Genomic DNA, 20508 nt, shown 5'->3' with positions numbered 1-20508 from the left:
TGGTCGCATCAGCCGAACAAAATCTTGCTCTGCTGCGCTGCGATATGCATAAGCGATGGCGACCGTGGAGGAACGATCATGGCTGCCGGACAACCGCTCTGGACCCCGACGCAAGACCAGATTGACGCAGCACCCTTGACCGCCTTCACCAAGGCCGCCGGAGTGAAAGCCGGCGTAGCGTTTTCCTCGTATTCGCAGCTTCATGCCTGGTCGGTCGAGGACCGTGAGGGGTTCTGGAGCCTGATCTGGGATTTCTGCGGCATCGTCGGCGACAAGGGCGATAACCTGCTCGTCGACGGCGACAAGATGCCCGGCGCTTCTTTCTTTCCCGATGCGACACTGAATTTCGCTGAGAATCTGCTGAAGAAGACCGGCTCAGGCGACGCAATCGTGTTTCGCGGCGAAGACAAGGTCGAGCGCCGGCTGTCCTGGAACGCGTTGCACGCGCTGACCTCGCGGCTGCAGCAGCTTTTCCTGTCGCTCAAGGTGAAGAAGGGCGACCGCATCGCCGCCATGATGCCCAACATGCCGGAGACCGTCGCCGCCATGCTGGCCGCCGCCTCGATCGGCGCCGTCTGGTCGTCCTGTTCTCCCGATTTCGGCGAGCAGGGCGTGCTCGACAGGTTCGGCCAGATCGAGCCCGTCGTCTTCATCGCGCCGGATGGCTATTGGTACAATGGCAAGGCAATCGAAGTCGCCGACAAGATCGCCGCGGTCGCGGCCAAGCTCGGCACTGTCCGCAAGATCCTGGTCGTCGACTATCTCGGCACATCGAGCGATATCGCCGGGACCATCGACAAGGCGGTAGCGCTGGAAGAGGCGCTGTCGCCCTTCGTCGGCAAGCCCGTTGCCTTCGAGCCGCTGCCGTTTTCGCATCCGCTCTACATCCTGTTTTCGTCGGGAACGACCGGCATTCCCAAATGCATCGTCCATTCGGCCGGCGGCACGCTGATCCAGCATGTCAAGGAACACCGGCTGCATGCCGGTCTCACCGATGGCGACCGCTTCTTCTACTTCACCACCTGCGGCTGGATGATGTGGAACTGGCTGGTGTCGGGGCTCGCTTCGGGGGCCACGTTGCTGCTCTATGACGGTTCGCCCTTCTACCCCGACGGCAATGTGCTGTTCGATTTCGCCGATGCCGAGAAGATGACGTTCCTCGGCACCTCGGCCAAGTTCATCGATTCCGTGCGCAAGGCTGGCCTCAAGCCGATCCGCACGCATGATCTGGCCACTGTGCGGGCAATCTCCTCCACCGGCTCGCCGCTATCGCCGGAAGATTTCCGCTTCGTTTATGACGGCATCAAGAAGGACGTGCATCTGGCTTCGGTCTCCGGCGGCACCGACATCGTCTCCTGCTTCGTGCTCGGCGTGCCGACGCAGCCTGTCTGGACCGGCGAGATCCAGGGACCCGGCCTTGGCCTTGCGGTCGATGTCTGGGACGATGACGGCAGGCCGGTCCGGCAGGAGAAGGGCGAGTTGGTCTGCACCAAGGCTTTTCCGGCGATGCCGATCGGCTTTTGGAATGACCCCGAGGGCAAGAAGTACCGGGCGGCCTATTTCGAGCGCTTCGACAATGTCTGGTGTCACGGCGATTTCGCCGAATGGACCGCGCATGGCGGCCTGATCATCCATGGCCGCTCCGACGCCACGCTCAACCCGGGCGGCGTGCGCATCGGCACGGCGGAGATCTACAACCAGGTCGAACAGATGCCGGAGATTCTGGAAGCGCTGTGCATCGGCCAGGACTTCGACAACGACGTGCGCGTTATCCTTTTCGTGCGCTTGGCCGCAGGCGTGCAGCTCGACGAGAATCTGGAAAAACGCATACGGGCAAAAATCCGTAGCGGCGCGAGCCCGCGTCACGTGCCGGCAAGGATCGTCGCCGTCACCGACATCCCGCGCACCAAATCGGGCAAGATCACCGAGCTTGCTGTGCGCGACGTCGTGCACGGCCGCGCCATCAAGAACAAGGAAGCGCTCGCCAACCCGGAAGCGCTGGAACTGTTCAAGAACCTGCCACAGCTGGCCGAGTGACCGCCAATGGATGTCGCTCAAGAGGAGCCACTGTTGGAGGCAACGAGATGGGTGAAAAAGGCCTTTCCAGCATGGTTAACGAAATACCTCGCTAGAATTTACCTAGATTTCATGAGTGGTACACATTCGTAAATTTTCCGGCGCCCCGGTAAGGAGTTGTTAAGGTCCGGCGTCGATAGTCGCAGGTAACTTGAGGGAGAAATCCCGTTCCTCAGCCCCGAGGATCCGAATTCGCTCAAGCCCCCGTTGTGACAGCAATCCCATCTCTTAAGGCGCCCTTTGGGCGCCTTTTCTTTTTATCGGGACCGAACCGCGGAGAGGGCTGACCTATTCCGCGAGCACACGGGTCGACGGAAAAGCGACCTCGACCAGAGTGCCTTCGCCCGGTGTCGAATTGATGGTGAACCGGGCACGGTTGGCTTCCACCATCGCTTTGGTCAACGGCAGTCCAAGCCCGGTACCGTCACCGCGTCCGCGCTTCAGCGCGTTGATCTGCTTGAACGGCTTTAGCGCCTGCTCGATCTCGGCATGGCTCATGCCGATGCCGGTGTCGCGCACCCGCATGACGACGTCGCCCGACGTCTCATAGGCGGTCGAGACGATCACCTGGCCGCCGGCCTGGGTGTAACGGATGGCATTCGACAGGATGTTGAGCGCGATCTGGCGCACGCTGCGCAGGTCCGCCACCACTTCCGGCAGCCGCGAAGCGAAGCTGGAGCGGATGATGACCCGTTCGCGGTTGGCCTGCGGCTGCATCATCGCCACCGTCTCGGCCAGCGTGTCGTTGAGCGACACCGCTTCATAGGCCATCTCCTGCTGGCCGGCCTCGATCTTGGAGATGTCGAGCAGGTCGTTGACCAGATCGAGCACATGATTGCCCGAGCGGTTAATATCGCGCAGATAGTCGCGGTAGCGATCGTTGGCGACAGGTCCGAACTTCTCGTCGACCATCAATTCCGAAAAACCGATGATGGCATTGAGCGGGGTGCGGATCTCGTGGCTGATGCGGGCCAGGAAATCGGTCTTCTGCGAGGACGCGCGCTCGGCCACCGCACGTGCCTGCGTCAAGTCCTCTTCGGCCCGCTTCCACTGCGTGATGTCGCGAACGACGGCGCAGAAGCCGCTGTCGTTGGGCAGCCGACCGATGGTCATGAACAGCGGAATGAAGCGGCCTTGCGACTCGCGCCCGATCACCTCGCGGCCGTCGTTCATGACACTCGCCACGCCGGGCTCGGACAGTCCGTTGAGATAGTCGCGCGCCGCGCGCTGGCTTTCGATCGCAAACAGCGAGGCGAACGGCTTGCCGGTCACATCGTCGCTGTCGAAGCCGAACAGCGCTTCCGCAGGCCGGCTGATCGATCGGATGGTGCCGTCACGGCCGATCAACACGACGCCGTCGGTGGCGGTGTCGATAATGGTGCGCATCTCGGCGATGCGCGCCTTGAGTTCGGAAATATCCGGCTGCGTCTGCTCGTCGCCAACCACATGCAGGCTCGCCGGCGCATCATCCTCGCCGGAGCGTCGCACGACCAGCATCAGCGCCTTGCCGTCGCGCCAGGGGACCGAGCGCAAAATGGCCTCGATCGGGAATTCCTGTCCGTCACGCGTTTTCAGCCGCAGCGCGCGATCGGTGCCGTCGGAAACGGCGTCGTCGGCATAGGGGTCGGCAAACAACGCGCCGAGGCCGCCGGCATCCGCCAGATCGTCAAGCGCCTCGTAACCCGTCAGGCTGAGGAATTCCTCATTCGCATAGTGCAACCGGTCCCCGGAATGGATGAGCAGCGGCACGGGCAGCTTGCCGAGCAGCGACGTGTCCGGAGCCTTGTGTTCATCTCCGGCGGAAAACGCCGACGGCACGAACCCTTCGGCCTTGAGCGGCGGAACCTGCAGGCGAGGGCGCTCGAGGGGTATTTCCGCAGAGTCGCCTGCGGTTTCCTCGCCAACCGTCTGCTCGTCGGGCGACGCGGCTTCCTCGTCGGGCTGCGCCCAATCCTCATTGTCTTCGGCATCGCGAAAATCCGCCGACGTCATGCTGTCGTCATCGAGGCTATCATGTGTCGCGTCAGTGGCTTCAGGCTCTTCGCCGGGCGAAACGGCAGCTGTGTTCTCTGGTTCCGCCGCCACGGGGCCACGTTCGTCATCTTGGCCGGCATAGTCGAGCAACGAGCCCGTCACATTCACCCCCGAGCGGGCGTCACGAGGGGCTTCGTCCGCGTGACCGTCAAGCCGTGCCAGATCCCGCTCGTCTTCGGCATCGACATCGGATGCCTCGACCGGTTCGTTCTCTGGCCCTGACGCAGGGATGCCGTCGGTGCGCATCGGGTCGTCGGACGCATTGACCGGAGCCTCGGTCTCCGCTGCCGATGCCTCCACAGTCTCGGTCTCTGGCGGCCCGACCGGAGCGCTATCCTTCTTCAGCCGCTCGCCGATTTCGCGGAACGCGCTGCGTTCCAGGGTCGACAGGCCCTTGTCGTTGGCAGGCTGGCGATGTTCGGCGAGCCGGATCACCTTATCGGCAAAGCGCCGCTCCTGTTTCGGCACGATGGTCAACGCCGGCACCTCGCCCTTGAACGGATCCGATGCCTGCGTGTCCTCGGTCTTGGGCTCTTCGGCGTTCGGCTGTTCGGGCGCGGGTTGGATGATTTGCGGTTCCGGCGTTGCCGGCGCCTGGCTATTGGGCACCAGCGCCATGCCGATGGCCTCCGGATCGACGACCGCGTCGCTGGCGCGGGCGACGCCGAAGCCGCGGAAACCCTCGAAGGCGCGGCTGCGGCCATAGACAGGCAGCGCCGCCAGGTCGACCGGTATCTTCAGATCGGTGCCGACGACCGGCCACAGCACGGAGCGCCCGGACCAGGTATCGCGCCGTTCGAGGAGCCCTGATATCTCGCCGGAGGGGTCGAGGCCGAATGTAGCGGCGACATCCCTGAAGCGGCGGCCGATCACGTCGGCCGCCGGCTTGCCAACGATGTCGGCGAATTCCGGCGACAGCGCGCTGAACTTGCCTTCGGCATCGGTGCGCCAGACGAAACGCACCGGCGCCGCTGCGCGGTCTATCGCCGAGACGGTCGTCGGCGTGGCCGTGGACTGGACTTCCAGGGCGGCCGGCTCTTGAGGCGCTTCAGGTCCGGACGCGGCAGGTCGCGGCGCCTGTTGCCCTCCGTCTTCGCCGGCGTTGAAGTACCAATGGTCGTGCTGCGCGGGCATGCGCTCTGCTGCCGGCCGATCGCTGTTGGCCGCCGTCGGCGCCTGTCCGATCGCATCGGCGATCTCATGCTGCTGCGATGCGGCGATGTCGCCGGCCGGCTGCGAGGCGCTCGGTTCGTCGGCCGGTGCCTCGCGACCCTGTTCCGGCTGGGAAGCCGCGTCGCCAGCAGGTGCCGTCTCGGCAATGGTTTGCGTAGGATGTTCGCCCGCAGGGGCTGTGTCGTCGAGCTGGTCCTCGTCGATCACCACCAGCAGATGCCGCTCCTCGGTCAATCTTGCCAGCCCTGCCGGGTAGGAGGCCGTGCCGCCGGGGACAAGGCGCTTGACGATGCGGTCGCTCTCGGCTGCGACGTCGGCGACCAGTGCCGCCAGCGTCTCCGGGAGGATGCCCAGTGCCGAAAATCCTTCCGAGGCCGCCTCGACGTTGCCCCCGGCATCGACAAAGGCGATGAAATGACCATCCTCGGTGAGGCCGCTAATGGCGCGCGCGGCGATTTCGCCGGCACTGCGTGACCCGGTCTGAGCCGCCGGCACTGCCAGCATGATCGCCTTTTCGGCGTCCGGCATGGTCACCGCACTGGCCAGGAAGCCGACGGCGCGGCTGGTCATGCCGGTCGCCAGCCGCACCATGATGGCGCGGTCACTGCCAATCTCGGGAAATCCGCTGGTCGCCATGATCTGGCGCCTGGCGATCACGGGCAACTGCGCCGAGGCGCCGATGATCGCCTCGATGTCGGGATAACCGAACATCGCGGCTCCTGGCCCGTTGGCCCAGATCACCTGCTCCAGATCCGCCGACAGGATCGCGATCGCGTCGCCTGCCGCAAAGCGCTGGCGGACCGCGTCGAGCACGGCGACATCGAGGAAGGAATATTCGGACGGCATGCGCTTGGCGGACCTCACGGAGCGGCGATTTTGCAGTTAACGCTTTGTTAATAAAAGCCGGAGGCGCGAAGGTCCACAAGCCAGAACGTGCAAAGGCTTGAATCTGGGCTCTTGGTTAACGGCCCAAAAGAAATTTATGGTGCACTGCAACAAAGATATTGCAACGCACAAAATTTGCCTTTATATTGCCATCATACAGGAACGAGACGGCTTTCTGTCAAAGCCGCTGCCGCTGAAAAGGATGGAAAATGTCCAGGACCAAGACCGCCGAGACGATCGAAAACGTTGAATTCCCGAGCTTCGACGCTTCCAAGGCCACCGACCAGATGCGCGCCTTCGCCGAAAAGGGCGTTGAGCAGTCGAAAGAGGCCTATGCCAAGCTGAAGACCGGCGCCGAGGAGACCCAGAAGGCTCTGGAGTCGACCTACGAGACCGCCAAGACCGTTTCCAACGACCTGTCGCTCAAGACCATCTCCGCTTTGCGTGCCAATGCCGAGGCCGGCTTTTCCCACCTCGAAGCCCTGATCGGCGCCAAGTCGCTGTCGGAAGTCGTCGAGCTGCAGACCGCCTTCCTGCGCAAGCGCGTCGAATCGACCGTCGAGCAGGCCAAGGACTTCCAGGCCGTTGCCTCCAAGGCGGCCGAGGACGTCTCCAAGCCGATCAAGACCGCCTTCGAGAAGGCGATGAAGGAAATCAAGGTTGCCTAACATTTGCGCATGATCTGAAGATGCAACAAAAGGTCGCATTTTCTTAAAAACGATCAGGTGTATGATAGCAGCCATCAAGGAATACCCGGTGAGTGGAACCTCCTCCCTCTGCTCCCCGGGGTGACCAGCCAGCACCTCCTCCCGCTGGCTCGTAACAGGAAAAGGCCGGCACCTCCTCCCGCCGGCCTTTTTCTTTGTCCGTCGCCCGGCCCTTGCCTGCGCCTTCTTGCTGGGCAAATGCCGCGTCGATGTGGGGAAGTGACCTTTGCTTTCCAAAAGCCTTGAATTAGAATCCATAAGCCCGTAAGGACGCATCGCCGAACGACAGAGCGGGCGGATGAGTTTCTGTTTCGATCCGCTCAGGCAACGTGCCGTTGTAGCTCAGATGGTTAGAGCGCCGGATTGTGGATCCGGAGGTCGCTGGTTCGATCCCAGCCAACGGTACCACTGGATTTTCCGCTAAATCATTGAGTCTGTTATAGAATTTGTAACATCTGGGGATCGGTCTTGCGGCTATTTCCTATTTTGTGTTACATATTGTGCAACGGAGAGGCGATCATTTCCATTACTACCGTCGTCTGCCCAGAGAGGTCAGGGACCTCGACGAGCGTCGCGTGTTCGTGCGCCGCGCCCTCGACACCGCAGACCGGATAAAGGCGCGCACCGCCCGAGATCTCCATGAGGCTGCTGACAATGCTTTATGGGCTTCGTTGATGCTGGGTGAAAATCCACAGGCGGCGCGTATCCGATACAACAAGCCATCAAGCGCGCCGAGTCCTTGGGATTCGTCTATCGACCGCTCGCTGAGATCCTGGTCGCCGAGCCCCTCGATACCATCCTGCAGCGGGTAGAGAGCACGATAGGCGAGCCTGCCAAATCACCATCTGTCGATGCGGTCGGCGGGGCGGTCGCTCGCCCTGACGACAAGATATCGGAAGCGCTGAAGCTATACTTCAACGAGATTGCCCGCGACGAAATCCGCACAAAAAGCCCTGACCAGAAGAAGCGCTGGAAAGCAAAGCGCGAAATGAGGTCGAGGTGTTTATCGGCATGGTCGGCGACAAGCCTATGAGCGAGATAACGCGCGACGACGCGCGAGTGGTACACAAATATTGGCTGGATCGAATTGCGCCTGAGAAAGGGAGAGCAGACCGTTCAGCGTCGACAGGCAACCGAAACATGGGCAATCTTCGGACCCTCTACGCCGACTACTTTCGCCATCTAGGTTTCCCCGAACAGAAGAATCCGTTCGCCGATCTGTCATTCGCCGACAAGTCGAAACGCAGTCGACCGCCGTTCCCGACCGACTGGATTCGCGACAAGATATTTGCGCCTGGCGCGCTTGCGACACTCAATGATGAGGCGAGGGGAATCGTGCTTGCCTTCGCTGAGACAGGAGCCCGGCCGAGCGAACTCGCGAACCTGCATACCGGTGTCATCCATGTTGACCACGAGGTGCCGCACATTTCAGTCGAGCCGCGTGACGATCCCGACGATCCACGAGAGATCAAGACCGCCTCGTCGGTGCGCAAGATACCGCTGGTCGGCGTGGCGCTTGAGGTGTTCAAAAAGCATCCCAACGGCTTCCCGCGGTACAAGGATCGCGAGGCGTCGCTGTCAGCCCTGCTCAACAAGCACTTCAAGAGCTACAATTTGTTCCCGACTGACAATCACACTGTCTATTCACTGCGCCATTCATTCGAAGACCGCATGAAGAACGGTAGGCTGGACGAGGAGCTTCGGCGCATGCTGATGGGCCACACGATCGACCGTCCGAAATACGGCGAGGGCGGCGACATGAAGATGTGGCAAGAGGAACTTATGAAGATCGTGTTGCCGTTCGATCCTGGGATCGTATGACACGCTGGCGCACTGCGGCGAGGCGTTCCTCCTTCGCTCGATAATCCTGCAGGGCGCGTTCAAGATAGTCGTACAGCGGGAGCCATATCTCGCCTTGGTCGTCGCGCCCGACGATTATCTCGGCCACGCGATCGAGCGCTCGCTCAATCCGGTGCACGGTGATTGGTTGAAGCGTGGGCGAATATCGCCTCAATGCTTCGCCTTTCTGCAAGACCAGAAATGTACCGTGCCTAATGCGTAGGCGGACTTTCTTGGCGCAGTGAAGGGCCTGCGTTCGGCTCGGGGTGTAGTCGGCGGCTGCGGCGTGCAAATGGGAAAGGCTCTTTGCCCATCGGGGATTGGTACGGGAGAGCGCTACCGCCTTTCCCCGCATTCGGAAGACTTGCGGCATCTTCTACGATGTAGGGCGTGATGGACTGTCTTGCTGCTGCAAAACCGAAAAGGCAACGCCGGCCCGAAGCCGAGCAGGTCAGCCGTCTTTTTCCAGTCTACGCGCCGTATTTTTGGCCGTGAACTCGATCGTTCGTATCGCCCGCAGCCAGGACATTCTGTGCCAGGGCCGCGGCTCGGCCGCCAATTCCGCCGTGTGTTACGTGCTCGGCATCACCTCCATTGATCCCGAACGCAGCAATCTCCTGTTCGAAGGTTGAGCAACGAGCGGCGCGAGATCGTCATGCAATGGGTACCAAGGGTACCATCCGCGATGTGGGAAAGGCGCTCGGATTGCCCGAGACATGACCAGACTTCTGTCCTCGCAGATTTGGGGCCATGTCGAAGCCGTCCACGCGCAGCGAGCCACAGGGCTGAATCTGAATCTCGATGATCGGCGGCTGCGGCTTTCCCGGTGGCTTCGTCCTGAGCCATGATCGGCTCGACGAACCCCCTGGGAGCGAGCGCCCGACATCGTCAGGCTCCTTAAACGACCTCTTGTCGCGGCCAACGAGACGCTTTGTCCTAGCCGATGTCGGCCATCACGATCTGCGACGGTCTACCCCGTTGGTAGTCCCATTTCCGCGCAAGGGAGCAAACAATTTGGATTCGTTTGCACATTTCGGATCAAAATGCAGTTCCGACCGTTAGACGCGCAGCCAGGTTGGAGGCAGCGATGAACGTCAGTGACGAAGCCACGAAATCTTTTTGGATGAAGGACACGGAGTTGCCCTCGGCCCCGCAACTGGAACAGGATGTGCGATGCGATGTGGCGGTGGTGGGGGCGGGCATGGCCGGCGTTTCTATTGCCTACGAACTTGCGCTGGCGGGACAGTCAGTGGTGCTGGTTGACAGGGGGCGGCTGCTCGGTGGGATGACTTGCCGCACGACCGCCCACTTGGCCCCGATCTGCGACGACGGCCTAAGCGAACTCGTCAAAATCCGCGGCGAGGATCTCGCTCGAGGTTTTCAAGAGAGCCAGCAAGCCGCTGTCGACCGGATCGAGGAACACGTCAGCGATCTTGAAATAGACTGCGACTTTCGTCGGCTCGACGGATTTCTTTTTCCCGCAGCCTGGATGGACGAAAATGAAGCCACCAAGCAATGTGATGAAGAGTATGAAGCGGCTGGCAAGGTTGGTGCAATCGCAGACCACGGCCGCGGCGTTCCGTTGAAAGGCCATGAGGCGGCGCCGGTGCTACGCTATCCCGATCAGGCCACGTTTCACCCACTGAAATATCTTCGTGCCCTGCTTGACGATTTCCGGGAGCGCGGAGGCAAGGCTTTTGCCGAAAGTGCCGTCACCGAAATCGAGGAGGGTGAACAGATCCGCCTTCGCGTCGAAGGGGGCGCAACCATCACCGCCGATAACGCCGTGTTTGCCACAAACTCGCCGGTCAATACGGTGGTGGCCATCCACAGCAAGATGGCGCCCTATCGGACCTATGCGATGGCATTCGAGCTGCCCAAAGCAACTCTTCCGGACGCGCTCTATTGGGATATGGACGATCCCTACTACTACGTTCGTCTCCAACCCGGGGAGGGTGACATCGACTATCTAATTGCGGGCGGTCGTGATCATAAATCTGGCGAAGCCGATGACGGCTCGGCGCGTTTCGATGCATTGGACGCCTGGATCCGCGCCCTTGTCCCGGAACTGGGCGAGGAAGCAGCGCGTTGGTCTGGCCAGGTTCTCGACACGATCGATTATTGCGGATTCATCGGCCGCAATCCTTGCAGCAAGAACGTCTTTATCGCTACCGGGGATTCAGGACAAGGAATCACCCACGGAGCGTTGGCTGGCCTGCTCATCCGGGACCTTGTCGTCGGTGGGTCCAGTGTGTGGGAGGAGGTTTATGCCCCCGATCGCAAGCCTCCCTTGGCATTGGCGAACTACGTTAGCGAGAATCTGACGGCGTTGAAGAATTTCGCGGAGTATCTGTTGCCCGGCGAGATCAAATCAGCCGCCGATCTGGAACCCGGTCAGGGCGGTATTCTCCGCGATGGTTTGAGAAAACTCGCCGTGTGCCGTGACCAAAACGGTGGAATGCACATGCATTCCGCCAGTTGCACGCATCTCGGCTGCATCGTCCATTGGAATTCGACCGAGCAGTGCTGGGACTGCCCCTGCCATGGCTCCCAGTTCGCGCCGGATGGAGCCGTTCTCAACGGTCCCGCCATCCGTCCTTTGTCGCGCCGGACCGGAACCGCCTCAGATTGGTCCAAGAGATCACACGCACAATCCCACAGCGGCGCAGACTGAAACTCCCGGTCCGGTCTTGAACACCAACATTTCAACCGGCGGGGCGCTTTCCCACCTGGACACACTTCATCGTTCAAAATATCTCGCTGAACGCGAGGATCGCGAACGCGACGACGGTGTCGCGCTAGACCAATGCCATCGGCATGTAACGGATGATTACCCTGTCTTGCCGGAAACGGCGCTCCAGTTCGGAGCGGCGGGCGCACCAATCGGACAAGTCGGCTTCTTCCGCCATGACCTCGAAGATGACAATTTCATCGATGGCGGAGTCGGCACCCTTTCGCCACAACCCCTCTGCTGGCGCCTGAAGGTAGTGACGCCATCGAACCGGGCAGCCAGCTCTTCCTTGACCCGATCGAAAGCTTCCCGCTCAAATGGCCGGCCGTCATTGTCCGCGCGAGGAAGCAGGATTTGGAAGAGGTGCATGGCGACTTCTCGCTGAAAAGCATCCAACGGCCTTCATGGCGCCCCGTTCCTTCCGGGATAGCTCGGCCGGAGTGACACTGGTGAAGCTGACGCTTGAGCGGGGGCCGAATGACGCTCTGTCGAAACTCACGCCCCTGATTCAACGCGGGTGACATCGTGCTGCCGTAAACCTGCCTGAAGTCCGCTCGACGGACAGCCCCGATTAGCGACCTTCGTGGCAGCCGCACGGCCGGATGCGAGCGTCACATCTGCCAGCTGCGACTTCGCCCAATACGCTCTCGACTGCGGGCTTTTCGACGCGCAACTCTAAGCTCGGCAAGTGTTGGCCACCACCAACCCCTCAGGCGTTCGGTCGGTCCAGCGGCCACCCTTGCGGGCCATGTCCTTACAAGTTCGCCCAGCGTAGCCGAGCGCCATCTGCCCCAAACCAACTCGCCGTTCGAAGCCATTGCGTGAGGATAAAGGGCAGTTGCGTCTGATGGCACGACCACTTCACCGGAAATGTCAGTGAAGACGACGACCCCGTAGAGCTCGGTTGCGACAGCGCGACCCAGGCGAGGTTGATCGTGAGTTGGCAACGGATAGCGGTGACGCCGGCGTTCAGCAGCCAGTTGGCGCGAGGTTCTGTAGGCTTCAGTATTTCTGGCGTCCACACGTCGCCGTTTCCTTTCCTCCGGCTCGGCATTGCGAGCAGCTTTTTCGATGCTTGGCCACCGGCGCCGGAGTTCGTCATATGAGCGAAATGGAACTCTCCAGGCCCGCAATTCGTCGTCCCAACCCGACCACGGGACGGCGCGCAACTCTTCAAGCACTGTCCTCGAGTAGGGCGTACGAATGCGCAGGTCGTCCGCGATCTCCAGATATTGGCTCGATATTGGATCGAAGGCGAACGCATCTCGTCCCTTGCTGTCCTCGTGGGGCGTCCGTAGCGCTGCCTCTTGCGCTAGCCAGCGTTCAATCCGCCGGGCTGCCGTCGTGCCGGGTACGAACCAGCTCTTGCGCTCGTCACTCCATCTTGCGCGCGGAAAAGCTTGCTGAAACCGCTCGACGGCCATTCGATCGAAGGAAAAGCGGGCTTCGGCGCCACTTGCCTCCTGCTTCTGCGGCCCGGGACGTGGGTTGTGATCCATTGGAATGCATCGTTCGCGTTTTGTCGCAGGGAACGCAGTGACGGCCCTAAAGGTTCATCGGCCTCGCAAGCCTCCGGACCCCTGAACCGATGCCAAATGCCAAAGCTGTAGTGAAACTTTCCCCCCGTCCCGCGGTTAAGGAGCTGAGAGGACTACACCGTCTAAATCGAAACGAGAGATCGGCTGCGGGCGAGCCTCCCCAAAAGGGTCGGTCGCGTGCCAGAAGAGGGGAGGGCGCAGGAGGTGAAACATGGCATCGAGACACATCGGTCGCCAGCCCGGGCACGAGATATGCGCCGGTATGGAAAAGGAGCGGCGGTTATTGGCGAGGCTGCCTGCAAGACTGACAACCCCGCCGCCGGCATAATGCAATGACCCGCATCGCGACCTTTAATTTGAATGGCGTGAACGGTCGCCTGCCGGTGCTCATCAGATGGCTAGGTCAGACCAACTATGACATCGTATGCCTTCAGGAATTGAAGACCTCGGATGAGAAATTTCCCGCCGAAGCCATCAGGAACGCCGGTTACGGTGCCGTCTGGCATGGGCAGAAGTCTTATAACGGTGTAGCTGTACTCGCCCGAGGGAAAGAGCCGCTGGAGCGTCGGCGTGGCCTCCCGGGTGATCCTGACGATACTCACAGCCGGTATATCGAGGCGGAGGTGGATGGGATCGTGATCGGCTGTCTGTACCTGCCCAACGGCAATCCAGCGCCTGGCCCGAAATTCGACTACAAGCTCCGATGGTTCGATCGTCTGATCAGTTACAGCCAGGTACTGCTCAGGGAAGGACCCCCGTGCGTTCTGTGCGGCGACTATAATGTCGTGCCAACGCCGATCGATGCCGCGGTGCCAGGACGTTGGCTAGGCGACGCGGTCTACTTTCCGGAGAGCCGGCAAGCTTACGCCGAAATGCTTGGTTATGGCTGGATCGATGCTGTCCGCCGTTTCCATCCGGAGAAGGGCATCTATACGTATTGGAACTTTTCGTATCGTGGCGGTTTCGACAGGAGTTCCGGCCTGCGCATGGACCATCTCCTCGTCAGCCCGTCACTTTCGTCCAGGTTACGTGATGCCGGGGTGGACGCTGATTTGCGCGGCTGGGAAAAACCGAGTGATCATGCGCCAGCCTGGATAGAGCTCAACCTACCCGGCCGTCATTGAAGGGTGCCGTTGTTCGCCAGGATGCCGGGCTTTCGCTAATTGCAAAGCTGGTCTCTGCACTCGAGCATGGGATCTACCAATCTCGTGATGGCAGAAGCTTCGCATTCACTGCAGAACTGGCCGAAAAGCGCAGGCAGTTTGCGGGCGCCGAGAAGTCGCTTGCGGCCGAAAGCGATGGCACGGGGATAGTCCTTTGGCCGCCCGATCCAATTACTTCTCAGGCCGAGCCGCGCCATCACGCGCGACCGGCCATCTCTTTGTCGCTCCCCACGAACTATTCCTGTCGGCAAGCTAAAGGATGATGCAGGAGTGAAGACAGCCAGCGCCGAGGGTACCCGCTGGAGCTCATGGGCTTGGCTTCGGGTGTCACCGGTACGGCAGCGGCCGCGTGGGATCGCTGGTCACGGCCTATTAGTCAGGCATCTGGCGCATGCCGCGCCGCGGGTGAACTCGCACGAGCTAGGTGAGCTCGCGAAGGGGTTCGGGATGGTCGGTTGGGCGTCGAAGACGATCAGTGGGTCCATTCTTGCCTCCAATCATGCGGCTGTCCGGGAGCATACCGGGCTGAGCCGAGTCTGGAATGTCTGGGTGCGGCCCTCCAACGCCAGCAGAGCGAGTTCAACCTCGTCCCGTCGCGTCGGACGTGCATTTTCCGGCATGCCTTCTGCGGTGGCCAGGTCGATCAGGTACTCGTTCCAGGCCCAGTTCTTGAGCACGGCACGTTTCTCGTCGGGTGCGAGTACCGGGTCATCCACCACCTCGATCGGATCTCCCGCTGCCATGACTTTAAAGGTCCATTCGGTGACCTTCTGGCTATCGTGTCGCGGTCAAAGCCCGATGTGTCTAGGCTGCTCGTAGACGTGCAGATGTCGGCACAACGCCAGCCACACGGTTCTGTTCCGCAACGTGGGCACTCATTGCCAGCAGCCCAAGAATTATTCCTCCCGGTAGTCCAGCAGCTTCGCATGGCGAAGCTTCTCCTCGCCCTTTAGAAACCGCACGCGACCGACCAGACCAGGCTTGAGCCATTCGGCCTTTTCTTTCTTTAGACCGATCGGCACTGGTCCCCCGACCTTCCCTTGCACGCGATCCCATAGTCGCTGACGCTTGTCGGCTTTAAAGGCAACGAACGCGCCGCCAGCATAGCGACCCTTGTCGGCCATGAGCACCATCGCGGGCTTTCCGGCCTCGCGCTGCACGCCAATGATGTCCATTTCCTTTTCGGCATAGCACTTGATCTTGCGCCAGTTCATCGTCGGCCCGCTGCGGTAGACGCTATCCTTGCGCTTTGAGACCATGCCCTCCAGCCCTGCCCTGTCGACTAGGTGATAAACCGCATCGCCAGTGCCGGGCATAGCTTTGCTGACCTGAATGCGGCCGACGGCTGGTATCAATGCCTGCAGGATCTCGCGGCGGTCTTCCACCGGCATGTTGCGCAGATCGTGCCCGTTCAGGTGCAGGAGATCGAACGCCACCAAATACAGGTCGCGCGACGGCTTACGGCGGGTAACGGCTGATTGCAGGGCGTGGAAGTCGGACCGTCCGGCCTCGTCGACCGTGATAGTCTCGCCATCGATGATGAAACTTTCGGCCTCGATCGCCTCCGCCTCTCCGGCAAGTTCGATGTAGCGGCCGGTCCAGTCGTAACCATTCTTGGTGAACAGCCGGATTCCGTTTTCATCCTTGATGATTTGGGTGCGATACCCGTCGAATTTGATCTCATGGAGCCATTCGTCGCCCTGCGGTGGCGTGTCGACCAGCTCGGGCTCCATGGGCTTGATGAACTTCAGAGGCATGCGCCGACTCGCATAGTGCGATTCAATTAGCGCGCGCTAAAATGGTTCCGGAACATTTTAGACGAATTGAATGTTTGACAGTTATGACGAAGCTATCCGACCTTGGACCGCCGATTCCCGGCAAGCAGCACGGCGGCGAGCCTGCCGACGAGCGCAACAATTTTATGACCTGTCCGGTGTGCGGCCAGCAGTTCGACATGCGCGACTTCCGCCAGGTCGCTTGGCACAATCTGCCTCAGCATGAGCCGCTGGAGCCGGAGCTTGCCACAGGCCGGAACGCGAAATGGTTGCGGATGCGATCGTTGAAATAGCGGCCCTTGGCAAAGGCAGTTTTAAAATCGGCGTAGGTATCAGGCGGCACGTCCAGAAAGTCGTACTGCCTGCCGCTCGCTACAAACCACACCGATAGAACCCTGGTGTCCGGATTGTATTCGAACCTGCGTATCGAGGTTGACGGCATGGTGCACCAGATGCTGCTAGTGAGCGACCCGCGAGATGGCCCGCCCACTGAGGAAGCGGGAGCGGGCCGAGCACGGCTGTACGTCCGTGGCCATTATCGCCTCCACGGAAGGGGCGGTGACAGAATTTCAACTCCCATTGGATTGCGGCGTTCCACACATAAACGAAAAGGCCCGCCACCTCTCGGCAGCGGGCAGTGTAGGTCGCTAGGAAACCCAGCGGTAACTAAAGTACACCCCGTCTCGCCAAAAGGGAAATGTTAGATATCTCTAATGTATGATTCGGACCCCGGGGGCTGACCGTGGCGTATCAAATCCGAGAATATCTTGCGGGCCAGGTGATAGCGGAATACCGGGCTGAGGCCCCGACATCCTATTGCGCCGCCGCACAGGCAACGAAAAGGCCACTGACGCTCCACCGATCCGGAAACTACTTTTTTGAGGTGACCGACGAGAGCAATGGCCGAGTGTTCGCCTACCGATACGCCGACTTGCTCTACTGAGTGGGTCTGAGTAGCGGCTGCTGCTCGCCTCCGGGTCAAAAACCCGCCGCCCCATTCATAGCAGCGGCGGGCCGTGCCTAGGGATAGTTGGACTAGACGGTGTGTTGATTCACCCCTGATGGATGGCTGAGGTGCAAAACCATGCAACCACAAACCCCGATACGCGACAGAAAGCCGTCGCAACGTCAACTTTACTCAAGCCGGAATTCAACCGCATGCTTGTCGGCCTCACTAATAAGGCCGCTGTCCATGGCGGCTTCGAACGCCTTGGTGAAATACTGATCATCGGAAGCCTCGTGATTCTGCTGCGCAAGATCGATCGGCAGAGCTCCGATCACGCGGCCCGTTGTCTTCTCGATGACCGTGACGGTCCTCTGCATCAGGGTTTATTGACCGTGTCGTCGACTGCGTTGGCCGTCGATTTGACGTCCCTGCCGACGCCTCGGACGGTGTTGGCGCAGGCCGCAAGGGCCAAGGCACAGGTAAGAATGACAATCGGTGTGATGCGTAGCAGTCTCATGGACGGGTTCTCCTATTTGTGGTTATCAAGTCCGCTTTGCCGTATCGCACCTGTAACCGCCATCACCTTGTTGTGGGCGGCCGCTTCATCTGCGGTGTCAAAGGGCGTTGCGATGGTCGTCCCATCCAGAGCCAGTATTCACAGCCAGGAACGGAAGGCCGATCAGCGGTGGTGCGTAGACAACGTACGCTGGGCGGGCATTCTTCATCGCCCATGTAGCACCCTTTGTCGGTCAGGACCTAATCCACGCCCTGAAGACCAAAAAGCCCGCCAGCCGGAGCCAGCGGGCTTCCAGGTGGTCAAAGACCTGCTCAGGTCGCAGAAAGACCCGACTCGATGACTTGCGCCGTGATTGAGGAAAGAATTCCCCGCTTGGTCAGGACTGGCTTTTCATAGGCTTTTTTCATAGCTGTTCCTCCCTTTTCACACACCGAAACTGCTTTGGGGCAATTAACTTGTCAAGCTGATGCTAAAATGGCCGCCAGTGACGCACGCCACGCGTCGCGATCGTCGCAGAGAAGACGGAGAATGACCCGGTGCGAACCAGCGGGCGAAGAACTTCGGTCGCGTTGGACGGCAAACGGGCAATCCAGATTGACGGCTGTCCTGTCGAAATTGGTCGACCAAGACTTAGCCGGCCCTCCCAAATCCGGGGAACGATGTTAACGGGAGAGCGCTACATCGCCGGGCCCACCGACCGCCGGCATGCAGCGTGAGCAAGTCGTGATCGATCGCAGCGGCAGTCCGTCAACCCGGCGCCGCGAGTCGTGCGCGAGAGCACTGGCTTCCGAGCGTTTCCTCCAGCCGAGCCAGTCGGCGACTGACAACGGATTTGCGACGCCCAGCCGACCCGCCACACGATGCCTGGTCCCTGCGTGATCTCCCGAAGGTCCTGGCTTCGGCTTCTCTGATCTGGCACATCGTCGGACACTCAGCGCGTCTTGCCGGAGCGAAGATGCATCTCGATCTTGTTGATGGCCTTGGTGAGGATATCGACTGCCTGCAGATTGACTGCGAAGTCGAAGTTCCCTTGCGCCGTTTCGAATATCAGAACGCCGACCTTGGTCTCGTCGTCGCTCATCATGCCTGTTCCAATGCCGGTCGGCATATAGGGTGGTTTTTCTGACATTGTTCTCTCCTCGGGTGCGGTGTGGGCTGGTCAGGTTTTTAGCCATCCAGCGTGCGACCTGGAGTGGCCAAGCACGATCGATCGACGTTGGCCGTGTAACCCGTTCACCGCTAATCGAAATGCATCGACTGGCCGCGCATCATCGCCAGGGTCAGTGCGATCCGCAATTCTTCACCGTCTTCGCTGGCTGCAGGATCGAAAACGTGGGCATCGTAGGGGTCCTGGTCAATCTAGATCGTCCAGTCCTTGAGTGCCTTGCGAGCCATTTCTTCCACCTGGGCGAGGTTGCTGGTGAAGAAGGGGATACGGTCGCCATTTTCCGAAAGCGGCTCGACCTGATCCAGCGTCGGCCGCTCGGGCACCCAACCAAGAACGAAGGCAATATCGAAATCGATCTGGCGGTCCGGCCCGGTCGTGGTCTCCACCGGGTGACAACATCGGGATAGAGCTGTTTGCGCGCCGGCCACGTGTCCGGGAGCGCCTCGGCCTGCAATCTCGTTCGGGGCACGTCGATCAGCTCCATGATCTGATGGCCCGGAACTTTATCCTCCGGCCAGCCCGCACAACATGCAGTCGTCGCAGCCTCGTCGGCTTCCATCCAGACCGAAGCAGCCTGTCCTCGTCCTCGGTTGGCTGGTCGTCTTCCGGGAAGCCCTTGATATCCCAGCCTTCCAACGCGAACAAACCTTCCGCGCCTTGCAAAGCCGTAATGCCGGCGCGCGAGAAGACTGCTTCGGCTGCCGCGATCCCGCGTGCCAGTTCCTCGGGCGTTGCACCTTCAATGTTCAAGCGAAGTTCCACGGTTCGCCTCCAGTATCAATCACCAACAGTGAACAAAATAAGAACAAAAGTGTCAATAGACTCCTGATGGTTTGGAAAAATGGTTTTTTTCCAATTGGATAGGGAGATCTGGCAATCGGTTGAGGCTTCGTGCTCAATCCCAACGCAACTGCATTCATGGCCGATGCTACACGCGGACCACCGCGGACGGGGACAGTCGGTCCCGCGTCCCGTCCTGCGGCCGGCGCTATGCTGACGCTCCTTCGGCTGTCCTGTTAACCGCCCGCGGCGGGGGCGAATTTCCTCCGTCCCGCGCGCGACAATGTCCGCAATTGCGGACGCGCGCAGGACTGCGGTTTATACGCCGTTTTTCCTTGGGCGCCGCCAGCCGCCGGCGCGAACATCCCAACAGGACAGGTGGCTTCGACGCCTCGTCCTGCTGGCAAACGGTTCTGTCGATGCCACCGGGCGGTCGCCACAAACATTTCTTCCGCAGCGCCACCTCGCCATCCCATTGACTCTTCATTAGGAAGGGAACAAATGAGGAACATTCCGCCACCATGTCGCGTTCAGGGGACAGATGAGTGCATCGACGCCAAACGCTGCTATTTCCGATCTGCGAGATCGCATTGCGCGTCTCGAAGGCGGTAACGCGCGCAAAAGAGCGGTGCTCCCATTCGGTATCTCCTCGATCGACAGTCATCTGCCAGGCGGGGGCGTGGCGCTTGGCGCACTTCATGAAGTTGCCGGCGGCGGCAATGGTGCAATCGATGGCGCTGCCGCGTCGCTTTTTGCTGCAGGCATTGCGGCCAGGACGCAAGGCAAGGTGCTGTGGTGCGTGACGCGCCAGGATCTGTTTGCACCGGCAATCGCACAGGTCGGACTGCATCCCGACCGGGTGATCTATGTCGAAGCCGGTGACGACAAATCCTTGCTCGCCTGCTTCGAGGAAGGCCTGCGGCATGTCGGACTTGGGGCTGTGGTCGCGGAAGTGGCGCGCCTGTCCATGACTGCCTCGCGCCGGTTGCAACTGGCATCGGAAGGCTCCGGCGCGATCGGCATCGCGATCCGCCGCTGGCGCCGCCAGACCGAAGCCGCCGATTTCGGGCAGCCGACGGCGTCCGTCACCCGCTGGCGGGTTTCCGTGCTGCCGTCGCGACCGCTGCCTGTGCCCGGCGTTGGCCGGGCGCGATGGCAACTTGAACTGATCCGGTC

General features: G+C 60.8%; 16 protein-coding genes, 1 tRNA gene and 2 pseudogenes. 10 read left to right on the top strand and 9 right to left on the bottom strand.

What is annotated here, in order from left to right:
• The first annotated feature begins 78 nt into the window (after window positions 1-78).
• Window positions 79-2037 (top strand): acetoacetate--CoA ligase, encoded by a 1959-nt coding sequence (locus EN749_RS03870; RefSeq protein WP_128362592.1) that lies wholly within the window; start codon window positions 79-81, stop codon window positions 2035-2037.
• A gap of 327 nt (window positions 2038-2364) precedes the next feature.
• On the opposite strand, the gene EN749_RS03865 is transcribed toward EN749_RS03870, so the two are convergent.
• Window positions 2365-6129, bottom strand: a complete 3765-nt coding sequence (locus tag EN749_RS03865) for a PAS domain S-box protein (RefSeq protein WP_128362591.1) — start codon at window positions 6127-6129, stop codon at window positions 2365-2367.
• 248 nt (window positions 6130-6377) lie between these two features.
• Here EN749_RS03865 and EN749_RS03860 point away from each other — a divergent pair, with 248 nt between their 5' ends.
• The 7 genes and pseudogenes from EN749_RS03860 (at window position 6378) to xth (ending at window position 14107) form a co-directional block, all read left to right on the top strand.
• Complete coding sequence (locus EN749_RS03860) at window positions 6378-6836, top strand: phasin (RefSeq protein WP_127327947.1); 459 nt, start codon at window positions 6378-6380, stop codon at window positions 6834-6836.
• A 370-nt stretch (window positions 6837-7206) separates the two neighbouring features.
• Window positions 7207-7283: transfer RNA gene (locus tag EN749_RS03855), tRNA-His, on the top strand.
• A gap of 331 nt (window positions 7284-7614) precedes the next feature.
• Window positions 7615-7908 (top strand): hypothetical protein, encoded by a 294-nt coding sequence (locus EN749_RS38610; protein ID WP_245491245.1) that lies wholly within the window; start codon window positions 7615-7617, stop codon window positions 7906-7908.
• A 107-nt stretch (window positions 7909-8015) separates the two neighbouring features.
• Entirely contained in the window at window positions 8016-8696 is a 681-nt protein-coding gene (locus tag EN749_RS38605) for a hypothetical protein (RefSeq protein WP_245491243.1), read from the top strand.
• Window positions 8697-9196: 500 nt separating this feature from the next.
• Window positions 9197-9535, top strand: a pseudogene (gene dnaE2, locus EN749_RS38600) (error-prone DNA polymerase); the annotation flags it as partial.
• Between the two features lie 266 nt (window positions 9536-9801).
• Window positions 9802-11388: an FAD-dependent oxidoreductase gene (locus tag EN749_RS03840; RefSeq protein WP_127395383.1), complete on the top strand. Its 1587-nt coding sequence runs from the start codon at window positions 9802-9804 to the stop codon at window positions 11386-11388.
• Window positions 11389-13315: 1927 nt separating this feature from the next.
• On the top strand, window positions 13316-14107 hold the full coding sequence (xth, locus tag EN749_RS03825; protein WP_127807869.1) for an exodeoxyribonuclease III: 792 nt from the start codon (window positions 13316-13318) through the stop codon (window positions 14105-14107).
• Window positions 14108-14643: 536 nt separating this feature from the next.
• Here xth and EN749_RS03820 read toward each other — a convergent pair.
• Window positions 14644-14874: pseudogene (locus EN749_RS03820) on the bottom strand (ETC complex I subunit); the annotation flags it as partial.
• 168 nt (window positions 14875-15042) lie between these two features.
• On the bottom strand, window positions 15043-15903 hold the full coding sequence (locus tag EN749_RS03815) for an ATP-dependent DNA ligase (RefSeq protein WP_127807867.1): 861 nt from the start codon (window positions 15901-15903) through the stop codon (window positions 15043-15045).
• Between the two features lie 41 nt (window positions 15904-15944).
• Between EN749_RS03815 and EN749_RS03810 the strand changes: the two genes are divergently transcribed.
• Window positions 15945-16214 (top strand): hypothetical protein, encoded by a 270-nt coding sequence (locus tag EN749_RS03810; RefSeq protein ID WP_245481799.1) that lies wholly within the window; start codon window positions 15945-15947, stop codon window positions 16212-16214.
• On the opposite strand, the gene EN749_RS03805 is transcribed toward EN749_RS03810, so the two are convergent.
• The 6 genes from EN749_RS03805 to EN749_RS38595 form a co-directional block, all read right to left on the bottom strand.
• Window positions 16139-16363 (bottom strand): KTSC domain-containing protein, encoded by a 225-nt coding sequence (locus tag EN749_RS03805; protein ID WP_164873705.1) that lies wholly within the window; start codon window positions 16361-16363, stop codon window positions 16139-16141. The two genes, EN749_RS03810 and EN749_RS03805, sit on opposite strands and share 76 nt — an antisense overlap.
• A 692-nt stretch (window positions 16364-17055) precedes the next feature.
• Window positions 17056-17244, bottom strand: a complete 189-nt coding sequence (locus EN749_RS03800; protein ID WP_236383367.1) for a hypothetical protein — start codon at window positions 17242-17244, stop codon at window positions 17056-17058.
• Window positions 17244-17384 carry an entericidin A/B family lipoprotein gene (locus EN749_RS03795; protein WP_128362589.1) on the bottom strand — a complete coding sequence of 47 codons (141 nt, stop codon included), beginning with the start codon at window positions 17382-17384 and terminating at the stop codon, window positions 17244-17246. Before EN749_RS03795 ends, EN749_RS03800 begins: the two co-directional genes overlap by 1 nt.
• A gap of 311 nt (window positions 17385-17695) precedes the next feature.
• Complete coding sequence (locus EN749_RS37595; protein ID WP_189367358.1) at window positions 17696-17791, bottom strand: putative RiPP precursor; 96 nt, start codon at window positions 17789-17791, stop codon at window positions 17696-17698.
• A 524-nt stretch (window positions 17792-18315) separates the two neighbouring features.
• On the bottom strand, window positions 18316-18513 hold the full coding sequence (locus tag EN749_RS03790; protein WP_127266529.1) for a hypothetical protein: 198 nt from the start codon (window positions 18511-18513) through the stop codon (window positions 18316-18318).
• Between the two features lie 230 nt (window positions 18514-18743).
• The gene (locus EN749_RS38595) at window positions 18744-18938 is read right to left on the bottom strand and encodes a hypothetical protein (RefSeq protein ID WP_245481798.1); all 195 of its coding nucleotides are present in this window, start codon (window positions 18936-18938) and stop codon (window positions 18744-18746) included.
• A 935-nt stretch (window positions 18939-19873) separates the two neighbouring features.
• On the opposite strand from EN749_RS38595, the gene EN749_RS03780 reads away from it, so the two are divergent.
• The coding region (locus tag EN749_RS03780; RefSeq protein WP_128362588.1) for an ImuA family protein at window positions 19874-20508 on the top strand (635 nt) is incomplete at its 3' end.

The sequence above is a fragment of the Mesorhizobium sp. M7A.F.Ca.ET.027.02.1.1 genome (assembly GCF_004022985.1).
Classification (GTDB): domain Bacteria; phylum Pseudomonadota; class Alphaproteobacteria; order Rhizobiales; family Rhizobiaceae; genus Mesorhizobium.
The sequence above is the reverse complement of the archived record's forward strand: the minus strand, read 5'-3'. Positions and strand labels throughout refer to the sequence as shown.